The organism is Candidatus Nitrospira salsa (genome assembly GCF_965152625.1).
In genome coordinates this window covers 39,401-63,059 of record NZ_CBCUCO010000005.1, presented here as the reverse complement: position 1 = coordinate 63,059, position 23,659 = coordinate 39,401, and the positions used below count along the sequence as shown (strand labels likewise).

Genomic DNA, 23,659 nt, shown 5'->3' with positions numbered 1-23,659 from the left:
GTTATAATCTGCACCACTTTTTCAGGGTGATAAATTGTTGATGATGCGACCCATAATTAAATCTGAATTCCGATTCTTTCAAGAACCAGTAGAATTGTTTGGCCGGAATATCGTTATATTTGCGTCACACGCGTTTGGCTTGATTCCAGAAATTCTCAATCCCATTGATATGATTTCGTCCTTCTGCAAATACGGCGGAACGATTAATCCGGTAATGTTTGAATTCGGAGATATCTAAGGCATTGATTGTATGAACGATAACTATCGGTGTACACAATGCTATCAGGCTGGATTTTACGGCGGATAATCGGCATCAGTGTGTCAGTGCGTGTGTTGTCAATAATCTGGGTATAGACCTTCCCACCCCGCTTCAGAATGCCGAACACCGGAACTTTTCCTGCCGCCCCTCGTACGCGCTTGCCTTTTCGAACTCCTCCAAAATAGTTTTCATCTAACTCAATTTCTCCAGCAACTTCTGAGGCGGCGGCTTCGAGTTGCTCCGCAGCAAGGGTTCGAACTTTTCGATAAAACAGCGTCGTCGTATTCGCCTGAAGTTCCAGAAGGTCTGCCGCTGCACGGGCCGTAACCTCCAACACAAAAAACTCGAGAAGCTTTCTTTGAGTATTCTTAGTTAATTTGCAATGCTTTACGCTCATAAACCATCATAGATAATCTTCGTTATCTACGACAGCCCCCTGGAATATGTTATGGTTCCTCGATTATTCCCCATTGGGATATTGTTCCATCAGTTTTGCCACTAATGCGGTCCAGCCTGTTTGATGACTCGCGCCAATGCCAGCTCCATGATCACCATGGAAATATTCATGAAATTGAATGCATTCTCTCCAGTGAGGATCATGTTGGAACTGAGATGTTTCACCATAGACCGGTCTGCGGTCATGGCCATCCCTGAGAAAAATTTTCTTGAGGCGATGCGCTAATTCACCTGCGGTTTCCCAAAGTGGAACGAATTGCCCTGATCCTGTTGGGCATTCAATCGTATACGAGTTTCCCAGAAAATGATGAAATTTCTGTAGAGACTCGATCAGCAGATAATTCACTGGAAACCAAATCGGGCCACGCCAATTGGAGTTTCCGCCAAAGTCCGGCACCGTTGACTCTGCCGGTTCATAGTTAACTTGATACGTGTTCCCGTTTGTATGAAGGACAAAAGGTGAATTTTGATGGAATTTTGATAGCGAGCGAATGCCATAGGGTGAAAGGAATTCCTGTTCATCGAGTAGAATGTGAAGCACCCGTGAAAGGCGATCTTTCCCAACAATGGATAGCATGCGGCGAATGCCTCCGTCCGGTCTGGATGCTGTCGCGACATGTCGATGAAATTCTGGCCGATTTTCTAAAAACCATTGCATGCGTTTTTTGAATTCTGGCAAGGCATCGACGATTTCTGGTTCGAGAGTTTCGACGGCAAACAGGGAAATTAACCCAACCATAGACCGGATCTTCATTTTTTGGTGATCGCCATTAGGGAGATGTAAGACATCGTAATAGAATCCATCCTGTTCGTCCCACAGGTCCAGGCAATCGTCTCCCTTCCCATTTATGGCGTCGGTAATGTAAACGAAATGTTCGAAAAATTTACTCGCGACTCCCTCATAGGCGGAATTTTTTTTCGCGAGCTCCAAGGCCATCGCCAGCATGTTGAGGCAATACATTCCCATCCAGCTGGTTCCGTCTGATTGATCAAAATGTCCCCCTGTCGGGAGCTGTTTTGAGCGATCAAATATCCCAATATTATCAAGCCCCAGAAATCCTCCTTGAAAGAGGTTTTTCCCTTCAAGGTCTTTTCGATTTACCCACCAGGTGAAATTCAGCAGGAGTTTATGAAAAACCTGTTCGAGAAAGTTACGATCGGCTTTGCCTTTAATCCGACGGTCAATTTTATACACTCGCCAGACAGCCCAGGCATGCACCGGAGGATTGACATCATCAAATGACCACTCGTATGCCGGTAACTGTCCATTCGGATGCATATACCATTCACGTAGGAATAAGAGAAGTTGCTCCTTAGCAAAATCTGGATCGATCTGAGCTAGAGGAATACAGTGGAAGGCGAGATCCCATGTGGCATACCACGGGTATTCCCACTTGTCCGGCATAGAGATGATGTCTGCGTTATAGAGGTGAGCCCAGCCGTGATTTCGAATCTTCTCTCGTTCTCTGGGGGCTGGGGGACCTAAATCATCTCCAGTGAGCCAGGTGCGAACATCGTAATGATAGAATTGTTTTGACCAGAGGAGACCGGCAAATGCCTGTCGTTGGATCTGCTGCTCGTCTAGAGAAAGTTGTTGAGATCGTTTAGCATAGAATTCATCGGCTTCAGCCTTTCGTTTTGAAAAAACTGTGTCGAAGGGAGAACCAAATCCTTGACTTTTCTGGAGTGTATCCGTCAATCGAAGTTTGAGAGTGACTTCTGCGTCAGGACCGAGTCGTAGCTGATAGCAGGCTGTGGCTTTTGTTCCCTGTTCGTGTGGATTCACCGCATCGTGTTCCTTGTGAATCAGATATCGATGAAAAGCATCCTTCACATACGGTGTGAGATTGGGAGCATTCCAGTGCCACGCTCCATTTGACTCATTTTCTGTAAAGAGGAGTTCAGGCTCACCTTCACATTGCAGCCAACGTTTTCCATAGTGCACATGTTGGGCTTCAAGAGCGGTAAGTCCCTCAATCGAGTTTTCCCGTTGGATGAGAGGTTTTTCAGTTGTCTGTTCCCATGACCAGGTGTTGCGAAACCACAGGGTCGGGCAAATAACGAGATCGGCAAGATCTGGTCCTCGATTTACCGCTGTAATCTTGATCAGAATGTCTTCCGGGCTGTTTTTGGCGTATTCGATGAAGACATCGAAGTACCGGTTTTCCTGAAAGACTCCGGTATCAAGTAACTCAAATTCACCATCGTGTCGATTTCGTTGTTGATTTTCTTCTACGAGTTGCTGATAGGGAAATGCGCGCTGGGGGTACTTGTAGAGAAATTTCATGTACGAATGGGTTGGCGTTGAGTCAAGATAGAAATAGTACTCTTTGACGTCTTCTCCGTGATTGCCTTCCCTGTTGGTGAGACCAAATAAACGCTCCTTAAGGATTGGGTCTTGTCGATTCCAGAGCGCAAGAGCAAAACACAAATACTGGTGCCGGTCACTGATGCCGCCCAGGCCATCTTCTCCCCATCGGTAGGCGCGTGAACGTGCCTGGTCATGTGAGAAATACTCCCAAGCTGAACCGTCGGCACTGTAATCTTCGCGTACCGTACCCCATTGCCGTTCACTTAAATACGGTCCCCAACGCTTCCAGTGCTTTTTATGACTTTTAGATTCGTTGAGCCGACGTTCTTCGGATGTCATGTTTTTGTCTTTCTATTGGAATGGATAGAATGTTTTTAGCCCATTACCCGAAGCCTAAGCTACTTCGAAAGTCATGAATAACCATGGATAGATCGATATGTAGACAAATTGTCCGGCATCCAGACAAATTGTCTTAGTCAATGGGACGGCGCTACAAACTTCATAGGCCAAATAGCCCTATTTTCTGGATTATTTTCAACCGATACACATATTGTATTTTTCTATTGATCTTCTTTCTGTAGGCATGGCAATTGCTTTGATTTTCTGTAGATATAGGTCTATCGTCTAGTCGTAGTCCCAGATATTGGAGGTGAGGCTTCGTTGAAACTCATGGGCATTCTGATTATGGAGAACATCTAGTTCCTGAATCTTGTTATGGAATTCTTTTCAGTATTATCCGTCGAGTCTCTCTTTCGTTTTGGGTTAAGCACCCTTATTCTGCTGTTACTTATTTTTTCCCTTCGCGTTGGTCTGCACCATTCGATTCTTGAGGGAGTCGAATTAGCCGGAGACACCCGCCGACGATGGTCTGTCAATATCAGAAACATCTTAGTTTTTGCTTGTCTTGTCGGCCTCACTTTTATCTGGGCTCCTCATCTACAAAACACGGCAGTTTCTCTTCTCGCATTTGCTCTGGCTTTTGTGATTGCCACCAAAGAGTTGCTGGATTGTCTCATTGGTTCAATCTTTCGAACGGCCTCACGAGCATATTCTATAGGAGCGCGCATAGAAATCAATGGCATCCGAGGGAATGTCGTGGATCATAATTTTTTAACGACAACCTTGCTGGAAATTGGACCCGGTCAAACGTCTCACCAATACACCGGGCGAGCAATGGTCCTTCCGAACAGTTTATTTCTGAGGTACCCGCTGACGAATGAAACGTATATCAAGGATTATCGGCTTCACATTATCACCGTACCATTAAGCATTAAGGATGACTGGAAGTTAGCGGAGACGATTCTGTTGGAAGCGGCACACGAGGAATGCCAGGCGTACCTACAGGATGCCAAGAAAAAAATGAAAGCTTTGGAGGGGAAGGTGTGGCTGGATTCGCCTTCAGTGGAGCCACGAGTGACCGTCCAACTTCCCGAGCCAGGACAAATCACGTTGTTATTGCGAATTCCCTGTCCCACCTCATTTCCTTCACGTCTTGAACAGGCGATTCTCAAAAAATTTCTTACCAAATTTCATTTTGGTCAAAAGTTTCATATTCCTAGTGCCATCGAGAGTACAATTGAACCTGCCCTTCAGAATCAAATTGAAACCGTCTTTGCGGAACCATGAGTCTATAGTCTTCAGTGCGTGTCAATTTGGCATACTGTCCTGTTGAGATCTGTGACATACAAGAGTTAGAAGGACGGTTATTTCATGAGAGTTAGGACTGGTTTACCTGATGAGTGGAGTTTTGATATTCTCCAGGTATGATACCAGGGTATCAATTCTAAAAAGAGGTCAACTCATGCAAAATGTTCAGACCGATAAATTCGTTGTTAGTCGGGAGTTGTTAGGAAATACGACAATCCTATGATGATACGATTGGGCATTATTCAGGTTTTGATTGTGCCTATCGTTTCCCTGTTTCTCTTCTCTCCATCTTGGGCTACTCATCCAAAATTTCCTGATCGACTCTCATTTTCTCAGGTTCCTGGAGTTCAAGTTGAAATGCTTGCCTATGAGAATATGGACGAGGTTTCGTTGAAGCCAGAAGAGATTAAGGCACATGTGGCCAAGCAACTTAGGAATGCCGGGATTCACGTCGATGAGGGGAGCCAAATACACCAAGACATACACTCTCCTAGAAAGAACCAATCGTCCAAGTCGGATGGTATGGCGATTCTGGGAGTACGAGTCAATAGAACCGAAGACTCCGCCATGTTTGTGGCAAAAATCGGAAATGTTGCGATCACGCTCCATCTTTTTCAGCGAGTGAAGGTTGAACGCAATCAGCATTCGACTCAAGCGATTACCTGGAGTGAGAGTCGAAGCATCCTTGGCGGGTCCAAACGGCCTAAGAAAATTTTCGAAGCCCTGGATGCTCTTGTTAAGATGTTCGTTCGTGATTTTCAAGTTGCCCCCTCAAATCCTCAATAAAAGATGCACTCTAGTCTCGACCCCAAGCTTTTGAGAAGCCATGTTTCATGAAGGTGTTTGAAGCAGGCTGCAAGCTAAAAGTCATTTCTTCTCTCTCACGCATGCACATTGACAATTAACAACTCTCAGACATTTAAGATGGCCTTCAAGTTCTATCTCATCCAACAGAAGTGGATCATCGCTCTACCTTTCTTCATGAGTGTGTGTCGAATGACCGCTTTGTTCCAACTCCCCCTTTCACTGTTTACGAGACTATTCAGGGAAGAACGTAGATGTGGGATTCTCTCGCTTCAGCGTATTTAAATTTATGGATATTTTTATCAAGACGTTTCTCTTATTTTTTGTGTTACTCAATCCGTTCACGCTAAGCATTTACTTGCTTGAGGTGATTAAGGCATTCGATCTTCGTCGATTCTCACGCTTGCTCACCTGGGCCTCATTCCTCAGTCTTGCCGCCTTCGTCTTCTTTGCTCTTGCTGGTGATGCCTTGTTTGCGCAAGTTCTGCAAGTTCAATTTTCCTCATTTCAAATCTTTGGTGGAATAACCTTTTTAATTATAGGTATTCGCCTGATCCTAGGAATGGGGCCACCAATGGAAGCCCTTCGTCCGGAATCTTCGCAATTATCGGGTGCGATTGCCATGCCGCTGATTGTTGGACCTGGTACAATCAGCGCGAGCGTGTTTGCCGGTAGCCGTCTGGACCCAGCCTTGGCTTGCCTGTGTATTGTGCTGGCACTGTTTGTGGCTATTTTGTCGATTATTCTTTTTAAAGTCATTCATGATCATGTTTTGAGACGCAACGAAATCTATCTGCAACGGTATACGGATATCGCCGGACGCGTGACGGCTCTGTTTACGGGATCGTACGCCGTTGAAATGATTTTTAAAGGCATTGGAGGCTGGTTACCAGTTCTGACGTCCACGTCCCTATAATGTTTTCGAGTGTAAAAGGTATGTTGATATGGTTACTGATGAAGTCTATTTTTAGTTTCTTTAATGGTTCTTTCAATCATCAGGGTGTGAATGGAACACGATTCAGATAAGGATTCGTCGGTTGTTCGACGTGCTTCGTTTGGCTCTTGGTTGCTCAGTTGGCTCGATGCCAATATTTTTGAGTTAGGGCGGGAGATCCGTCTTTCGTATCTTCCACCTTTGATGATCTATCTTGCTGCAGGAATTTCTGGTCTGACGGGAATTGTCAGTACGTTTTTCGTGAAAGACTATTTAGGGCTTTCAGCTGAGTTTCTGGCCATGTTGGGGTTCTGGGCCGGGCTGGTCTGGGCGGTGAAGATGCCGCTTGGTCATTTGGTTGACTTATTGTGGCGCTGGAAAACGGCATTTGTTTTTTTGGGGGCCGGATTGATCAGCGTGAGTCTCGGAATCATGTTAGGGCTTTTGGGGTCACCGGAAGCCATGCAACAGGTGATGCCTCTTGAAAGCTGGTATGTGATCAGTGTGCTGCTGACCCCAGTCGGATATGTGCTGCAGGATGTAGTGGCCGATGCGATGACTGTCGAGGCTGTTCCTCTGTTAGACGATGATGGGCAGGCGTTTGACGGTCAGCATATCCGCTTAATGCACACGACGATGCAGACTCTTGGACGTGTGGCAATTATCGGAGGTCTGATCGCCGTCTCTTTAGTGAATCTGATTCAATTTGCAGATATTCGTAATATGGGAGAAGCCGAAAAGGTAGCAGCCTATCTGAATATTTACCAAATGGCACTTTCAATTCCTGTGGTATCTGTACTAGGTGTGGTGCTTGCCGGCGTTCTCAGGCGACGTCAAGTGAAGCAATGGTTGAGCAAAGGTGTCGAATCGCATCACATTGAGCGGATACTGTCTTCTCAGGAACCCCCTCCTGAACCCAACTGGTGGATCCTTGGCGGAAGTGCAGTGTATGTCCTGTTCACCATGGTGATGGGAATTGGAGACATTCCTTATGGCCAGGAATTGGTGCTCATCGGATCGTTGTCGATTATTGGGTTTATGATTTCCCGTCTTGTTGCGGTGTTGACACCCCATGCTCGTCAGACGTTGGTCGGGACGGCAGTGATCATTTTTATCTATAGAGCCATACCGGGACCAGGCGAAGGCGCGGCTTGGTTTCAAATTGACGAGCTGGGCTTTGACCAGCGATTTCTTTCGCTGCTGGCGTTGATTGCGAACTGTTTAACCTTGTTTGGTATGTTTATCTTTCGCCGATTTATGGCTGAGCGTTCGATCGCCTATGTCATTGTGTTCCTGACCATTGCTGGTACCGTTCTCAGCCTGCCGATGGTTGGTCTCTATTACGGAATCCAGGATTGGACTGCGCCACTTACAAATGGCATCGTTGACGCCCGCTTTATTGCGATTATCAATACCGCGTTGGAATCGCCACTTGGTCAAATTGCCATGATTCCGATGCTGGTCTGGATTGCGCAGTCCGCGCCTGAACAATTGAAGGCCACGTTTTTTGCTGTGATGGCCTCGTTTACCAATCTTGCCTTGTCGGTGAGCCAGTTAGGCACTCAATACCTCAATCAGATTTTTACGATTACTCGCGAAGTGCAAGGTGATGCAGCCGGAACCGTTGCTGTTCCTGCGGACTACAGCGAACTAGGCGTTCTGCTCATTATTGTGGTTGGGATTGGTTTGGTCATGCCACTACTTGCTGTCAGCGTGGTTCGCCTTTGGCGTATGCCGAGTTCCTAGGGATCCCGCCCTGTGCCCATTTTCCCCGCTTATCATTGCCCGTATTGAATGACAGTATGAGTTTCCATACCCAATGTCAGTGTTTCAATCTGCCCGGTCGAGGTATGCTGAAAAGTTCTGGAATTTTAGCGAATCCATGTAATTTCCAGTGGTGCCTAGGCCACGAACGTTCAACGCACCACTGGCCTTGTCGTTTCAATCTTCACTGAGAATCGCTAGGGTCACTCAATATTGTGATCCTAGATGGCCTAGGTGACGACGATTGTTGTGTGATCTTGCGAAACCTCAATAACTAACTGACGTTCAACGCGGTCCTGCTCCTGAGGTGTCGACTTGAGGTCGCCAAGCCAGCGTCATTACCCACATTAAACATTGAAAGTTAATTGAATCGGCTATAGGCCCCAAGCATTGGAAGGTTATACCCTCTTGGATTTACTGACAATGATTGACGTTTTCTCTCGCGTATTGGATATCAACATTGTGCAAGCTAGCGCTTTATCATTTCGGTATAACTGAAACAGCTATAAGTTGCTGACGATCACCGTCAAGAATATGGACTCATGTCGTTCTTGATTCTCCTCCCAGTACCGTTCTGAGCCCCCTCTCATCTACCATCTCATTTTGAGAATGAGAAAAATTTAATCGTTCATTAATGTCGCCTTAAGATTGAGGGCTTATCATGACCTTCAAGATTTGGAAATAGTTTTTTCAATTACTCAAGGAGGACAGAAATGAATAGTCGGCGTGAGTCTTACAATCATCAGCAAGTTCCAATATCGTCGCGTGTTACACGAAGGTGGAGAAATATAAGTTCAGGCGTCGTTGGTGCGGCCCTTATCTTGGGTTTAGTGACGCTTGGGCCATGGGATGCTCCTCGCCACTCTCAAGCATCTGAGACGCATGTTTCGGAGGGCGCGGCATCAAACACGCTATCTTTTAATGAGAAGGCGGGGTTTGCGGATATTGTTCAGATGGTGACACCCGCCGTCGTCAACATCACCGTGAGCAAAGAGATGCAGCCTCAAATGTCCGGGAATCCGTTTGAGCAACTTCCCGAGTTTTTTGATATGCCTGGTCTGCCAGAGAGGCCGCAAATGCCGGGGAGGCATGGAAGTCCACCTATGCCTGAGAGGCAAGGCGCGGGTTCCGGCGTGATCGTTTCGTCAGACGGATATGTGATGACCAACAATCATGTTGTGGATCATGCCTCCGAAATCACTGTGACCCTTCCAGATAAGCGGGAGTTCTCAGGCAAAGTCATAGGGCTCGATCCTCAGACTGATTTAGCGGTCGTGAAAATTGATGGGGAAAATCTTCCTTATGTGCGATGGGGTGATTCCTCGAAACTTCGTGTGGGTGAATATGTTTTGGCAGTGGGGAATCCCTTTGGTCTCAACTCGACCGTGACCTCAGGTATTGTCAGTGCTTTGGGCCGTGGAGGCATGGGTATTACGCAGTATGAAGATTTTATTCAAACAGATGCTGCCATCAATCCCGGAAATTCAGGAGGTGCGTTGATCAACACGAAGGGGGAATTGATTGGAATTAATACAGCCATTTTCTCTCAATCTGGTGGGTACCAGGGTGTTGGATTTGCGGTGCCGACGAATCTTGCAAAACCGGTCTATGCCGGCTTAGTCAGCACCGGAAAAGTTGTCCGAGGGTTTTTAGGAGTAGGGATTCAGGAAGTCACCTCGAATTTAGCGGAATCCTTTGATTTGGACCAAGCTTCCGGCGCACTGGTTACCAATGTCGCAGCGGGCAGCCCGGCAGATCAAGCCGGTCTTCAACGGGGAGATGTGATCGTGGGCTATCAAGGGAAAGCGGTAGCCGATCCCCGCAATCTTCAACAATATGTGATTGGTACGAAAGTCGGTAGCGAAGTGAAGATGTCGCTTATTCGAGATGGTCAGAAAAAAGTGGTGAAAGCCGTCATTCGTGAGAATCAAAAGCCCATACAAATGGCCAGAAACGACGAAGATGTCTCAGGGGGTGCCCTAGCTGGAGTCGCTGTTCAAAATTTGGATGAAAGGCTTGTCGCTCAGTTAGGCGTGAGTCATGAAGTGAATGGAGTGGTGGTCATGGATGTGGATCCTCGTAGTCAAGCGGCAAAGGCAGGGTTAGTCCGAGGAGATATTATCAGTGAAATTAACCGAAAGCCGGTTCAGTCTGAGGAGGACTATGCCAAAATTGCCACACACTTGAATGGTGACCAAACGCTGGTTTTCATTCATCGCGGAAAAGGGTCGTTGTACTTGAACATTAAAGTGTAAGGTCACGGATCGACAAAGAGCGGGTTCTATAGGGGGGCTTCTTCTCGAAGAGGCCCCCTATTTGTTTGTCTTGCCATGGGTCAGATCAACACCGCTGTCCCCTTGGGGTTTATTCATGGCAATTTTTTTGTCGTATTTAAACTGTGACATCAATAATTGAATGGGAGGCATCAAGAAGAAGCGTCACGCTTTTGCCTTTAGCTAGTGCTGTAACTTTCGTCCTGGCATCTGCATCAATGGACGTGACTCTGATCATTCCATTTTGATATTGTATGAGCGCCCAGCCCTGTTCAGCGTGGACGGATTGGAGTAATTATTCCGTTAATCGCCACATCCAACGTTCTTCACCAAATACACTATATTCTATGACATTGTTTTGATCATTAACGACCAGAAGTACGATGTCATCATTACGTAGGACAATATGATCTTTGTCAGGAGTTTGGTTTAAGGAAAGATACCAGGTCATCCGCTAGTTCATTAGTTACGCTCAAGAAGAAAAAAGGCAGAAGATGAAATTTTTTCTCTGCCGTTTTCTGCGACCGTATGACGCAGCTTCTTCTCTTCCCATTGGCACCCATCACTACTTCGTTTTTTCCTGCTTAGGTTCTAAGTCCAAGTGCAACACTTCCAGCCGGAATCGGCTAAGGTGTTGCTATGCACAAAAAGTCGTATACCCACGTTCTTCAGCATAGCTACTGAGGTTAAAAGATAAACGAGGTCTGATCCCTATGGCGAAACAAAATATATTCGAGCTCGACATTGTCCTCATAGTAGATTTGATATGTTTCCGAGAGCTTACAAAAAGACGTTTATAAGTTTGGGTAATTTGGGCGAAACGTAACTAAAATAGATCTGCAAGAATCGTTTAAACAAATTCTCGTGTCGGTGATTAAAGCGAGATTCGACTTCCTTTAAATACATCGGGAAATGGTTTTAGGAAACGCCTCGATACTGATAGAGAATATGATTGGCATAGATCCCAAACCCTTCGATGGTGTTCTGTGTGGGAGATTCGCCCCTGCTGTTCTGAATATTTTCTTTTATTGTATTCTGAATAATTCGCCGTAAAAATTTTCCTTGATAGTACGATGTCGGTCGTGTTGTCTTACTGTAATATCGTACCAGGCAATTAGTTTTGACGCTGGCGATAGAAACCCTCTAATGTAAAGAGCCGCAAAATTGAGACTCCACGCGGTTCATGGTTAAGGAGATTGTTCTATTATGAGACGAGCGAAAATCCTCTGTACTATCGGTCCGAAAACTGCAACGTCTGAAATTCTTGAAGGGTTAGTTAACGGCGGAATGAATATGGTTCGGCTCAACATGTCCCATGGAACGCATCAGTGGCATGCCAAAACGATTAACACGATAAGGGCTGTCGAGAAAAGACTAGAGATGTCGATTCCCATTATGGTGGACTTGCAAGGTCCCAGAATCCGTATTGGCACCCTTTCCAAGAGAGGTATGGACCTCAAATCTGGGCAATCAATTGCATTACTTCCAGTTGATTCGGAACAATCAAAGAAGAGAGGTTTGGCCAATCTGAAATCAACAAGTCTGCCAATTGGCTATCCTGCACTTGCTCAAGATGTCAAACCTGGCCAGAGAGTTCTCATTAATGATGGACTGATTGAATTGCGTATTGAAAAAGTTAGAAAGAAAAGTGTCACGTGTATGGTGATGGTCGGTGGGCGAGTGACATCCAACAAAGGCGTCAATTTTCCAGATACACCCCTGAGTACTCCTTCTTTAACAGACAAAGATCATGACGACATTCGTTTCGCTGTCGAAAACAATGTGGATTACGTGGCGCTTTCTTTTGTTCGCTCAGAAAAAGACATTCAGATGACAAAGGCGTTTCTTAAGCGAAGTGGCCTCTCCATTCCTGTGATTGCCAAAATTGAACGACCTGAAGCCGTTCAGCATCTAACGAAAATATTAGATCGAGCTGATGGGGTGATGGTGGCTCGGGGGGATCTTGCGATTGAAATGACCATTGAGGCTGTGCCTGTCCTGCAAAAACAGATCATTGCGGAAGCCAACCGATGCGATCGGTTGGTGATCACTGCGACTCAAATGCTGGAGTCGATGACGCAGCATTCAATGCCAACACGTGCAGAGGCCTCAGATGTTGCGAATGCGGTGCTTGATGGATCTGACATGCTCATGTTATCCGCAGAAACCTCAACTGGGGAGTATCCTCTTCAAGCTGTTCAGGTCATGGATCGAGTTATCCGTACTGCCGAAGCCAGCGATGTTCTTCGTTGGGAGCCAGCGAAAACTCATCAAGGCAACGATGTGTCTGCTTCGGCATGTGTCGCCACAGCTTCAGCGGCCAGACTGACGCAAGCCAAATTGATTCTGGTGTTGACTAACTCGGGAACAACAGCCTTCTTGATGTCCAAACAGCGACCCGACGCTCCGATAATTGGGATGACGCCGTACTCTGACAGTTTACGGCGTATGAAAATATTTTGGGGTGTTGACCCGTATCTCATGCCGAATATTTCGAATACGGATGAACGTATTCAGGTAGCTGAAACGATATTGAAACGTCAGCAATTAGCCAAACGAGGAGACCGTATTGTTATTCTCTCCGGAGAACATGGTCAGAAGCTGACAGGTGCAAATATCATGAAAATCCACAAAATACGATAGGGGCTTGGCGTACTGTCTTTGTCATGTCCGCGCTTCGTGTCGACAGAAATGCAGAGGTTCCTTTTTCCCATGATGGAGGATTTTTTGTCGAAGGTAAAATGGTTGCCCTCATGAGATTCTTCTTCAATCTTCATGAAAATTATTGTTGTAGCATAGTTGGACTAACGGAACCATTTTACTTGGCGAATTCTGCTACATTCTTCTCTCCATGCCGATTCATTCCATTTCTCTCGATGACTAAATTCTGCGTTTACTATCTAAGTATGTTGAAAAGTTTATGGTTTTATCTATATCTGTAAACTGGTGAGCGAATTGCATTGAATTAGATAGGTTGAAAGCACCAGCAGAAAAGTTTTGACAGTAGTGGGGCGAGTGTGGAGAATAGTATTTATGATTATGGTTTGTACCTTCAGAGATGACTTTCGTCAGCAAATCGTTCCTTACCTGAGCGAGCGAGGCTATGAAGTCTGTGTTCCATCCCATCGGCAAGACGTCCTAACAATGACCACTCAACAGCAGCCTTTGGTTATATTGTTGGATATGTATGTGAGTCATCCAAGTGGCTTAGAAGTATTACGTGAATTACGGGCACATGGTTTTAGGGGAAAAGTTATTTTACTGGCTGGAAGTTCGATGAGTTCAGTAATTTCCCAGGCCTACCACTTTGGGATTGATCAGGTAGTGGGAGGACCTCAGTGGGTGGGTGGTCCGACGAATATTCTTTGCGGTCAAATAGAGGCTGCTATTCATGCCGCATTGCATGATTTGATTGCACGCCGGGCCTATGACCTGTATGAGTCTCGAGGCCGAAAGCATGGTCAGGACGTGGACAATTGGCTTGAGGCAGAACGACTCGTTTTCAAGCGTGGACGTTCCCAAAAGTGGGTCAGTCAACCACCAGGAATTTCCCCGAAAGAAAAAAACCCTCAAAAGAGCCAGCTTCATATTTCCATCCTACGTGATGAGCAAGAAGCGAAAAAGTGATGTGGGCTATCAATAGTGTGATGTTTACAGATGTTGGGTCTTGTGCCAAAATTTCTTCTTGAGATTAAATCCACTTTTTCTTACGAAAATACATCATTAAGCCCCCTGCACAAAGTCCCATAAATAGCAGGACCATAGGGTAGCCCCACTCCCACTCTAATTCCGGCATGTGTTTAAAGTTCATGCCATAAATACCTGCAATCAAGGTGAGGGGAATAAAGAGCGTCGCAATCATCGCCATCACTTTCATGGTTTCGTTCAGTTTGAGACTCAGGTTTGTCAGGTAAATGTCCAGCATGTTGGACAGCATATCACGATACGTTTCGAGCGTTTCAATGATCTGTACGGTATGATCATGCACATCACGAAAGTACACCCTGGTCTTGTCTTGAATGAGACTGGATTCCCCACGCTCCAAATGACTGATGACTTCTCGAAGTGGCCATATCGATTTTCGTAAGACAATCATGTCTTGCTTCGATCGATGAAGTCTGTGCAAGCAATTCTGATCAGGTATACTGATTAATGCCTCTTCAAGTTCTTCAATCTCATCTCCTACCGCTTCTAAGACTGCGAAATAGTGATCCACGACCGCATCAACGAATGCATAGATCAGGTAATCGACACCTCGCATGCGTAACGGTCCTTTATTATTTTGCAAACGTTTTTGCACTGCCTGAAAGATAGGGTCAGAATGTTCCTGAAAAGACAAGACGAAATGAGACCCGAGTATGAGACTGATTTGCTCAATCCGAAGTTGAGGTGGCGTGCCTTGCCACCCGATTTGCTTGAGTACCACAAAGATGTAGTCAGAATAGTCTTCAAATTTCGGTCGCTGTTCCGTGTTCACGATATCTTCGAGAACAAGTGGGTGGATTTTATAAAAAGCGGCCAATTGTTCAAGCGGTTTGACATCGTGAATCCCCTGGACCCGTATCCAGTGGGTTCCCGCGAGACCATTCAATACAGCTTGGCAATCTGTCGACTGCGATAGCTCTGTTTCTTTTAAGGTCGAGGCAGTGTAGGAAAACGCGGTCATCGTGACCGCGTTTTCTCGTGGTTCACCAATATGCATCGGCGTACCTGGCGGCAGTCCGGCTTTTCTGGAACGTTTCCGAGAAACATGCGCCATATCTTTCTCCTTATGCTATGACGAGATCTCGGGCCATATAGAGATTTCTCACATATGTCATTTAGCAATTGTGATGCTCGGAGTTTTAGTAAAGTGGACGGGGTGATGTTCATGAGCACGGGCAATGTTCAGAAGCAGTTGTTCTGTCAATGCATTGGTCACCGCCTGCTCAAGAAGGAAGGGTGCTAAACAGCCAGTCAGGGTTGTGAGCACGGAACAAGCCATGACGACGAGTCGGTATCTCTTCATTTCAATTGTTCCTTTTTCTTTATTTTTTACCGCCCCTGAGCAGCCATCCCGTCATCACCCCACCGCCAAACACGAAGAACAGAAGCAAAGCGCGTGACATATCGAGTTGCCAGAAGAGAAATCGGAGTTCAACCACTTCGTAATTCTGAACCGCGAAAATAATCACGCAGCCTAACAGTGTCAAAATTGCGATGAGTTTCGACTGCGTCATATCTCTCTTTTGAATAATATGTCTTTAATTTGAACAATCCCACATTCTGCTCAAGTTCTTCGTGCGGCTGATGCCTACGGATCAGAATATATTTGATTTTATTATTATTTGAACGGCTCTTTGAGTACGACTTTCACGCCGCTGATTGTTCCGGTCACGGCATTTCGAACTTGTTCGCCGGCGCTTGAACTAATTTCACCTGCGGCCTTGAAAGCACCTGTTGCTGCGGCAGATGCCGCCTCAGCCGTATCGACTCCAATAGACTTTGCTCCTTCTATTGCACCTTCGACCGAACTTTTGGCTGTGGTTCCCAAATCTCCGCCGACTTGTGCTGTCGCCTTAATCATGGAACTGGCGGTTCCACTGACCGTGTCCATGGCTTTCTCTCCAACTTCTTTGGCCCCCTCGAGAGCTCCAACCATTGTCCCTTTGGCTGTCGAAGCGAGATCTCCACCGACTTCTACCGTCGCTTTGATGACGGCGCCTGCGGTGTGACTAATGGTTTCCATGGCTTTTCCGCCGATTTCCTGCGTTGCTTGGGCTGCCCCAATGATCGTTGCCTTGGCGGTGCTGGCCAACTCTCCGCCAACAGAGTTGACCCCTTTGATTGCGGCTGTTACGGCCTGTGCCGCAGCATCTGTCATTCCCGTGGTTAAATCCTTTGTGGCGACGATCGCTCCTTCTACTGCTCCCTTCGCTGTTTGAGCGAGGTCTCCCCCAACTTCTGATGTGGTTTTAATCAGTGTTGAAATACTTACACCAATCGTCTCGAGTGTATCGGATGTGACTTCTTTGGTTCCCTGCACGGCGCCAACAATAACGCCTTTGGCTGCAGAGCCAGCTTCAGCTCCGACTTCAGAAATGCCTTTCACCGACCCAATAATCGTATCTTTCAGTAAGCTGCCAGCTTCAGTTCCGACTGCTTTGGTGCCTTTTAGAGCGGTCAGTAACGTGCCGCTGACAAGATTTAATAATGCATTGGTGACATCTCCTGTGCCTTGAATGGTCTCCACAACACTTTCTTTAGCTTTAACGATAATGGACTTTTCTGACATGGTCGGCTCCTTCCGCCTGACATGAATGAACATGAGGCAAAACAGGTTTTGGGTACAGCACGGTCGTTCGTTTTCTGGTACATCTTCCGGCACCATGCTGATGAAAGACTTGAGTGATTATGATGCCTCGTATTAGGCCACAATCATTATTTTCATAAACGGAACATGGAGGCTCCCTCCTTTCTGTATGTCGAGTGATTATTAAGTACGTACATGATAGTTCGGTGAAATTTCGTTATGAGGTCTGCTCGCTGAGTGTGATTTCATCCTTAACTTTTTCGTGAAACTCCTCGACCACTTTTTCTGCAGTGGTGGCATTCTTCACTTTGGCAATATGAAACAGGGCATCTCCTTGATTGACAATTGGTAAATTTGTTCGGCCAATGAGGATTCCCGGTTCTTCTGCATTAACCGAAATTTCTTTTTCACCCATGGGATCTGAAATGGTCCCCACGTGATCGCCCTCCTGAATTCGTGCCCCGAGTGGATGCAGTGAACGAAGGATTCCTCCGGCTGGAGCTCTAAGCCAATATGACGCTCTCGACACGACACTCTTGGTTTCAACGGTAGAGGGAAGCTTGCCGAGCATTCCCAGGGTTTGCATGACTCGAAGAATCCCTCTGACTCCAAGACGGATGGCGAATTCATCGAAACGAAGGGCTTCCCCAGCTTCATACAGCATGGTTGGAATGTTCTTATCAGTTGCCGCCCTTCGTAAGGACCCATCACGAAGATTCGAGTGAAGAATCAGGGGGGCAGAAAAAGATTTGCTCAGTCGTTCCATTTCAGGATCCGAAAGATCTGCTCGAATTTGAGGCAGGTTACTTCGATGAATAGCCCCGGTATGTAAATCAATACCATGCGTGCATCGGAGGACAATTTCATGCATGAATAAGTAGGCTAATTGTGATGTTAACGAACCTTTTTCGCTCCCTGGAAAACTTCTGTTGAGATCTCGACGGTCGGGCAAATAACGAGAATGAGCCAAAAACCCAAAGACATTGACAATCGGCACCGCAACGAGCGTCCCGCGAAGTTTGTGTATACGAGGGGTTTTCAGAATTCGTCGGATGATTTCTACACCATTGAGTTCATCTCCATGGATCGCCGCGCTGATGAACAGACGCGGGCCATCATTTTTGCCATGAATGATGTGGACGGGGACATTCATGGGGGTATGGTTCGACAGCAAGCTCATCGAGAGATTCACCGTTTGCCGCGTTCCCGGTTGGACGGTGATGTTCCGTATTGCAAATTCCTGACGTTGTGATTTACCCACGACCGCGAGTCCTTGTTTTGTTAGGTTTTGCATTTTTTTCAATAAACTGAATGATCTCTTTCGCGACGTCGATGCCGGTCGCGTTTTCTATGCCTTCTAGACCAGGGGAGGAATTGATTTCCATGACCACTGGACCATGTTTTGAACGAAGTAGGTCGACTCCACAGACATTGAGCCCCATGATGTTGGCTGCCCGCGTTGCCGTTGATCGTTCTTCTGGTGTAATTTTGATCACTTCTGCGTTGCCACCTCGATGAAGATTGGAGCGGAAATCTCCCTTCGCCCCTTGTCGTTTCATTGAAGCGATAACTCGATCACCGATGACCAAGCAGCGGATGTCAGAGCCTCCAGCTTCTTTGATGAATTCTTGTACCATGATATTGACTTTGACCCCTCGAAAAGCCTCTATAACCGATTTTGCGGAATTGTGTGTTTCACCTAGTACCACGCCGATTCCTTGAGTGCCTTCCAGCAGTTTGATCACGACTGGCGCTCCTCCGGCAATGGCGATGACGTCATCAGCAAAGTCATCAGAATGGGCAAAGGCCGTGACCGGCAGTCCAATACCTTTCCGTGCCAATAATTGTAATGCACGCAACTTGTCTCGTGATCGTCCGATGGCCACAGATTCATTCAAAGGCCAAACTCCCATCATCTCAAACTGTCGTAGCACGGCCAAACCGTAAAAGGTGATGGAGGCTCCAATTCTTGGAATGACTGCATCATAACCTTCTAAGCTTTCGCCTTTATAACGAAGCTCAGGTTTGTGTGACGTGATATTGACATAGACCTTGGTCGTGTTGATCACATCGATTTTGTGGCCGGCCGCCTCTGCCGCTTCGACTATTCGTTGATGCGAGTACAATTTAGCATTACGTGCCATCATCGCAAGTTTCATGAATGACTCCTTTTTTGAAAATGAAAAGGTGATGAGTTAAATAGCCCATCATGTTATATTTTTTGACGTTCTACGCAAAAATGATCGTCTGGGGTCGATAAGGAAGTGACCTCTGAGCGCTGTCCGTCCCAACAACATTCGAAATCCCATTTGATCTCGATTCGTCAAGGTCACCTCAATCGGCCATGACAGTTCCCCCAATGTTAATCGGGTTTCAATAACTAACCGTTCCTCCTGGGTCCCGCCTGAATTGGTGACCACCCGGGAACCTCGGACCCGACAGCTACAGGTGAGTCTATCGGTGTCATTTCGCTGATATGGATGAATGGCAAAACGAACCCAGTTCTGCCCTTGTTTTTCATGCAACTGCATATCAAACGCATGGAGTGCTGACGTCCGTGCGCCGGTGTCAATTTTGGCCTTGATATGTTCAACGCCTAGTTCAGGGAGTGCGACCCATTCCCGCCAGCCGATAATAGGTTTTTTCATAATGTTGAAGGGGCCTCCTTGTTCGTTCATGAACGATCCACCGGTTGAATCGTTCATTGGAAACTCAAGCAAACAAGAGTTAATAAAAACTAACCAATGGATTTCGTTTAGCAATTCCCCGCAAGAGACGCCCTAAGATATCGGCACCAGTAATAATACGTTTCTGATCTGCTGACCAGATCAAAACCAAGTCGTGGTCAATCACGTCATCTTCCACGTGTTCCGGGTTCACTCGTAGCTGTTTTAACAGTTCCCCGAGGGAAACCGTGATGTGATTAAAAATAATCGGCCGGTGACAGTGCCGAAGGGGCTTGTATTGTTGCTCGACTAATAATTCTCTTAGAAATCCATCGGCATCAAGCACGAGACGTGGTGTTTGTGAGTCATCAGTAATGATCACCCACTTTTCTCTGGATAGATGGATCTGTTGTACAAAGCGATCAGAGACCAATGGTGTCTCTTTCGGGAAAACGATCCTGTTCCCATCAAATGGTAGCTGTATGATGCTTTCTGGATGCAGGGGAGAGCCTTCCTCGAGAGAAGAAATGTCATCAAGATTTAAGAAGTTCGATGCCCCGTGGCCTTCGACTTCACTGATATCAGTTTCTGGAGTTTGGGCATGAATCTTCAGGAGTGTGTCAAGCTCATAGTCTTTAAACCACGTGATCCCCTCTTTCCCCACTATTTGATCAAGAACCAAAGCTGAGGGTTTGGCCATTGGATAAAAAACAAATTGCAACACTTTGACCACTGGCGCAAACTTTGCTCCAAGTCTCAGCGCATTTCTCGAGAAATAAGCTTGAGGCAGGATTTCTCCAAAAAGTGTAATGCCGAATAGTGAGAAAAAGAACGCCAATACACCCACCATTTGCTCATCAGACAATAGCGTCAGTAGCACATTGACTGCGACATTGCTCCAGAGAAGTGTCGCTAACAGAAAATTGGCATCTTGTCGTACCTTTAGAACAGTTTTGGCTTCAACGTCCCCCTGCTTATCGAGAAGCTCGAGATGAATGCGGCTCAGACTAAAGAAGCCGAGTGTCAAGCCGGAACACATCGCTGACCCTGCCAGGCAAGTAAAGATTCCTACCCAAATCAAAACGGATTCCATCATACAATCTGTCTTTCGTCCCGCTGACCACCCATACGTTTCATTGCATGACCTTTCAGTGCCTCGATTTATTCAAGAAAACTCGCAAACATCGTAGCTAAGCCTAAGAAACTTAGGAATCCTGCGACATCAGTCACGGTTGTCAAAATAATGGATGATGATTGTGCCGGATCTTGATTGAGAGCTTTCAGTATGATGGGGATCACCGCTCCTGAAAGCCCTGCGATCACCATCGAGAGCACCATAGAAATGCCAATCACCATCGTCAGTCCCCATGAGTGACTCCAGACGAAAACCGCAGCCGATGTGGTGGCGGCTACGGCTACTCCATTCACGAATGCCACATACGATTCTTTCGTTACCACTCGCATCCATTGTGTGGGACGGATATCTCGCAGGGCGAGTCCTCGCATCACGACGGCTAACGCTTGGGCTCCTGTATTTCCTGACTGTCCTGCGACGACAGGGAGCAAGACGGCCAAGGCGGTAAACCTGGCAATAGTGTCTTCAAATAGCCCCACAACAAAAGCCGCGAGAAATGCGGTGAGCAGATTGATTTGCAGCCAGGGGAGGCGTTTTCGAACGGCAAACCATGGAGGCGATAGGGCTCGTTCATCTTTGCTGGCCCCTACCATAGTCTGCATACTAATGGTGGCCTCTTCTTTTTCGACCTCAACGATATCTCGATTCCTAATGATGCCTAGTAAACGACCGCTTAAATCGGTGACTGGAATCGTGAATACCTTCCATTGATCAAAGACTTCTACGACCTGCTCCTGACTTTCAAGCGGATGAATGGTCGGTAAATCTCGCTTCATTAAGGATTGGAGTCGCTCATGCTCCGGCGCGAGAAACATATCACGGAGAGGAAGGATGCCAGTCAGGATCTGGTTGCGATCAATAATATAGATTTCGTGCAGATCACGAGGAGCATGTGTCCGTACCTGATGGATTGCTTTTTCGACATTCAAATCCTGAGGTAGCGCAAAGAATCGTGGATCCATGAGCATGCCGACAGAGTCCTCTGGAAACTCCAGAAACGCTCTGATCTCAGTCGCGACACTCTGCGATACCGCTTCTAACGCATTTTCGCGATTGTTTTGTGAAAGCCTTCGCAAGAGCGCGGCTGCTACAGATGGTTCAATTTGTGAAAGGGTTTCTGTTAACAGTTCTACTTGCATCGCTCCAAGAATGTCTGCAGCAACGGACGGCGTCATGGCAGAGAGAATTTTTGCATTATCACGTCCAGGCGTATCGTGAAGTACCTCAAGAACTTCATCGACAGGATAGGTTTCGAATACCTGGGCAACTTCTTCAGGATATTGCGAAATAAACGCCTCGTGCATCGAGCTTGACTGGGTCATCGTCATCATTTTGTCTCCTCCTGTTCTCGGGAGATTTTTTGATCACGTGTCGCGTTGAGCACCTCTCCAAGTGTCGTCATCAACCCAATACCAGAGAGTGAATAGGCTTCCCAAAGTTGAAGGAGCGCATCAGAAAGAAATTCTGGATCTCGTGTGTTGGTGTGTGCTTCCAGGAATTTTTTGAGCGTACGATAGCGTAAGACGCCGATAAACGCTTTCCCTTGCTCAACAACAGGAAGACTATCGTATATCTGCCACGCTGGATGAGAAAGAAGATCCTGCGCATTCGCAGATGATGGTACCATTTTCACGTTCTGATTCATGATCGATGCAAGAGTGGTCTCTGCATGCGCGGCGAGCAATTCTTTCATTAGAATGACTCCGTGCAATATTGTATGGTGATCAATGATATACAAATAATAGATCGCTTGACGGGATTCTTGGCCAATGTGGTTCAGCGCGTGAGCGACGGTCATATCCGGTGAAAGCGTCAGGACACGTGGATCGGCGAGGCTCCCTGCCGTATAATCTGGATGGGTCAATGTCCGCCGCAAATATGGAGCGATTGCAGGGTCAAGATTTGACAAGAGAGTAGATTGGGTTGATGTGTCGAATTGCCGAAGAACGGCTCGTGCAGTGGTAGTGGATAAATGACTGATGACCTTGGCACTCAGATCTGGTGGAAAATGCTTCAATACTTCCGCCATGGGCACTGGCAAATAATATTCAAGCACTGATGCGATAGTCTCACTCTCCAAATTCTTCAGGGTGTCAATGACCACGGGATATGAAAGAGACTCGAGATGACGAGCCGCGTCCTTTGGATGTCTCTGGATATATGTGTGTATCAGGTCATTTTGCAGTCCCATGTTACGACCCGACTGCTGGAGAAATGATACTGGCGACTTCGGTGAATTGCGCTGCAGGCACGACCACACGGCCACGTTCTGTTTCTAGAACCACAACCATCGGTGTTACGGAAGTGACGGTACCGTAATGTGGCCCTACCTGAATTTGTTCTCCAATTCGGATGATTGGCTGAATATAGTGGGCAGCAATGAGATTCCCCACCGCCGATCGTGATCCAAACCCAAACGATAACGCTGCACCAGCAATGAGCCCGGCAGCAATTAACACAATAATTTGATTCAAGAGAGACGTATCAATTCCCAACTCATTAATAGCCGTCACAACGACTAGAAGTGTTGCAGCCACATAGACTGTTTGTGAGATGACCGTGCCTTGTCGAATTCCCGAGGAATCGCAGGCTAAAGCGATAAGCCCTCGAACAAAGTTTGCGGCAAGTAGTCCCAAGATGAGAATGAGCGTGGCCAATCCGATCTTGTGAAGATAGTACGCCAGACCCGTGAGGGCTTGAGACAAGAGAGCTAATTGTAGGGTTTCAGTAGCCGAAATGAGGAATAGAAGAAAGATGACCCAAAAAGCCAGGGACCCGACAATTTGGGCTAGAGTCCTCTTACTTCCAGCTTTCTGAAGAAGTGAAAGCATCCCTGTTCCACTGAGTAATCGGTCTACACCAACAAATCCCAAGAGACGGACGATTCCGGTTTCAACGAGTTTTCCTAAAATGACACCGACTCCCAAGAGCAGGACTGCTCCGATTGTTTTTGGGAGAAAAGTCATAAAGAGCGTAAGGCTTGTCTTCAGTGATTCCTCTAATGACGCGGTCAAAATTGTAATATCCACAAGAGCACCTCCTGGATGAGTAAAATCAATCATAATGATGACATCCCAGTTATAGGTCGAATGGGACTACGAAGACGGAGGCCTCGAAT

The 23,659-nt window shown here is 46.7% G+C and carries 19 protein-coding genes and 1 pseudogene; 7 read left to right on the top strand and 13 right to left on the bottom strand.

What is annotated here, in order from left to right:
• Position 1 precedes the first annotated feature (1 nt).
• Both ACWQXP_RS20790 and ACWQXP_RS20785 read right to left on the bottom strand, forming a co-directional pair.
• Positions 2-656 (bottom strand): annotated as a pseudogene (locus ACWQXP_RS20790) (IS1595 family transposase).
• Between the two features lie 63 nt (positions 657-719).
• Positions 720-3,365 (bottom strand): MGH1-like glycoside hydrolase domain-containing protein, encoded by a 2,646-nt coding sequence (locus ACWQXP_RS20785; RefSeq protein ID WP_454064799.1) that lies wholly within the window; start codon positions 3,363-3,365, stop codon positions 720-722.
• Positions 3,366-3,740: 375 nt separating this feature from the next.
• Here ACWQXP_RS20785 and ACWQXP_RS20780 point away from each other — a divergent pair, with 375 nt between their 5' ends.
• From ACWQXP_RS20780 to ACWQXP_RS20750, 7 genes are all read left to right on the top strand, one after another.
• Positions 3,741-4,652, top strand: coding sequence for a mechanosensitive ion channel domain-containing protein (locus tag ACWQXP_RS20780; RefSeq protein WP_454064798.1), 912 nt, complete (start codon positions 3,741-3,743; stop codon positions 4,650-4,652).
• Positions 4,653-4,892: 240 nt separating this feature from the next.
• Positions 4,893-5,459 (top strand): hypothetical protein, encoded by a 567-nt coding sequence (locus ACWQXP_RS20775; RefSeq protein ID WP_454064797.1) that lies wholly within the window; start codon positions 4,893-4,895, stop codon positions 5,457-5,459.
• Positions 5,460-5,733: 274 nt separating this feature from the next.
• A complete protein-coding gene (locus tag ACWQXP_RS20770) occupies positions 5,734-6,393 on the top strand; it encodes a MarC family protein (protein WP_454064796.1) in 660 nt (219 codons plus the stop codon).
• Between the two features lie 90 nt (positions 6,394-6,483).
• A complete protein-coding gene (locus ACWQXP_RS20765) occupies positions 6,484-8,157 on the top strand; it encodes a hypothetical protein (protein WP_454064795.1) in 1,674 nt (557 codons plus the stop codon).
• Positions 8,158-8,888: 731 nt separating this feature from the next.
• Positions 8,889-10,430: a DegQ family serine endoprotease gene (locus ACWQXP_RS20760; protein ID WP_454064794.1), complete on the top strand. Its 1,542-nt coding sequence runs from the start codon at positions 8,889-8,891 to the stop codon at positions 10,428-10,430.
• Between the two features lie 1,224 nt (positions 10,431-11,654).
• Positions 11,655-13,091 carry a pyruvate kinase gene (gene pyk, locus ACWQXP_RS20755; RefSeq protein WP_454064793.1) on the top strand — a complete coding sequence of 479 codons (1,437 nt, stop codon included), beginning with the start codon at positions 11,655-11,657 and terminating at the stop codon, positions 13,089-13,091.
• A gap of 390 nt (positions 13,092-13,481) precedes the next feature.
• Positions 13,482-14,075, top strand: coding sequence for a DUF2934 domain-containing protein (locus ACWQXP_RS20750; protein WP_454064792.1), 594 nt, complete (start codon positions 13,482-13,484; stop codon positions 14,073-14,075).
• 64 nt (positions 14,076-14,139) lie between these two features.
• Here ACWQXP_RS20750 and corA read toward each other — a convergent pair whose 3' ends face one another.
• The 11 genes from corA to ACWQXP_RS20695 all read right to left on the bottom strand — a co-directional run bounded on the left by corA (position 14,140) and on the right by ACWQXP_RS20695 (position 23,603).
• Positions 14,140-15,207, bottom strand: coding sequence for a magnesium/cobalt transporter CorA (corA, locus tag ACWQXP_RS20745; RefSeq protein WP_454064791.1), 1,068 nt, complete (start codon positions 15,205-15,207; stop codon positions 14,140-14,142).
• A gap of 57 nt (positions 15,208-15,264) precedes the next feature.
• Positions 15,265-15,456, bottom strand: coding sequence for a hypothetical protein (locus ACWQXP_RS20740; protein WP_454064790.1), 192 nt, complete (start codon positions 15,454-15,456; stop codon positions 15,265-15,267).
• A gap of 19 nt (positions 15,457-15,475) precedes the next feature.
• A complete protein-coding gene (locus ACWQXP_RS20735; RefSeq protein WP_454064789.1) occupies positions 15,476-15,667 on the bottom strand; it encodes a lipopolysaccharide assembly protein LapA domain-containing protein in 192 nt (63 codons plus the stop codon).
• 104 nt (positions 15,668-15,771) lie between these two features.
• Positions 15,772-16,722 carry a hypothetical protein gene (locus tag ACWQXP_RS20730; protein ID WP_454064788.1) on the bottom strand — a complete coding sequence of 317 codons (951 nt, stop codon included), beginning with the start codon at positions 16,720-16,722 and terminating at the stop codon, positions 15,772-15,774.
• A 235-nt stretch (positions 16,723-16,957) separates the two neighbouring features.
• Positions 16,958-18,034 carry a succinylglutamate desuccinylase/aspartoacylase family protein gene (locus tag ACWQXP_RS20725; RefSeq protein ID WP_454064787.1) on the bottom strand — a complete coding sequence of 359 codons (1,077 nt, stop codon included), beginning with the start codon at positions 18,032-18,034 and terminating at the stop codon, positions 16,958-16,960.
• Positions 17,994-18,899 carry a 30S ribosomal protein S6--L-glutamate ligase gene (gene rimK, locus ACWQXP_RS20720; RefSeq protein ID WP_454064786.1) on the bottom strand — a complete coding sequence of 302 codons (906 nt, stop codon included), beginning with the start codon at positions 18,897-18,899 and terminating at the stop codon, positions 17,994-17,996. The genes ACWQXP_RS20725 and rimK overlap by 41 nt, the downstream gene beginning before the upstream one ends.
• A 48-nt stretch (positions 18,900-18,947) precedes the next feature.
• Positions 18,948-19,388 (bottom strand): ATP-dependent zinc protease family protein, encoded by a 441-nt coding sequence (locus tag ACWQXP_RS20715; RefSeq protein WP_454064785.1) that lies wholly within the window; start codon positions 19,386-19,388, stop codon positions 18,948-18,950.
• A 79-nt stretch (positions 19,389-19,467) separates the two neighbouring features.
• Positions 19,468-20,502 (bottom strand): DUF21 domain-containing protein, encoded by a 1,035-nt coding sequence (locus tag ACWQXP_RS20710; RefSeq protein WP_454064784.1) that lies wholly within the window; start codon positions 20,500-20,502, stop codon positions 19,468-19,470.
• Between the two features lie 65 nt (positions 20,503-20,567).
• The gene (mgtE, locus tag ACWQXP_RS20705; protein ID WP_454064783.1) at positions 20,568-21,872 is read right to left on the bottom strand and encodes a magnesium transporter; all 1,305 of its coding nucleotides are present in this window, start codon (positions 21,870-21,872) and stop codon (positions 20,568-20,570) included.
• On the bottom strand, positions 21,869-22,732 hold the full coding sequence (locus tag ACWQXP_RS20700) for a magnesium transporter MgtE N-terminal domain-containing protein (RefSeq protein ID WP_454064782.1): 864 nt from the start codon (positions 22,730-22,732) through the stop codon (positions 21,869-21,871). Before ACWQXP_RS20700 ends, mgtE begins: the two co-directional genes overlap by 4 nt.
• 1 nt (position 22,733) lies before the next feature.
• A complete protein-coding gene (locus tag ACWQXP_RS20695; RefSeq protein ID WP_454064781.1) occupies positions 22,734-23,603 on the bottom strand; it encodes a mechanosensitive ion channel family protein in 870 nt (289 codons plus the stop codon).
• Between the last annotated feature and the right edge of the window lie 56 nt (positions 23,604-23,659).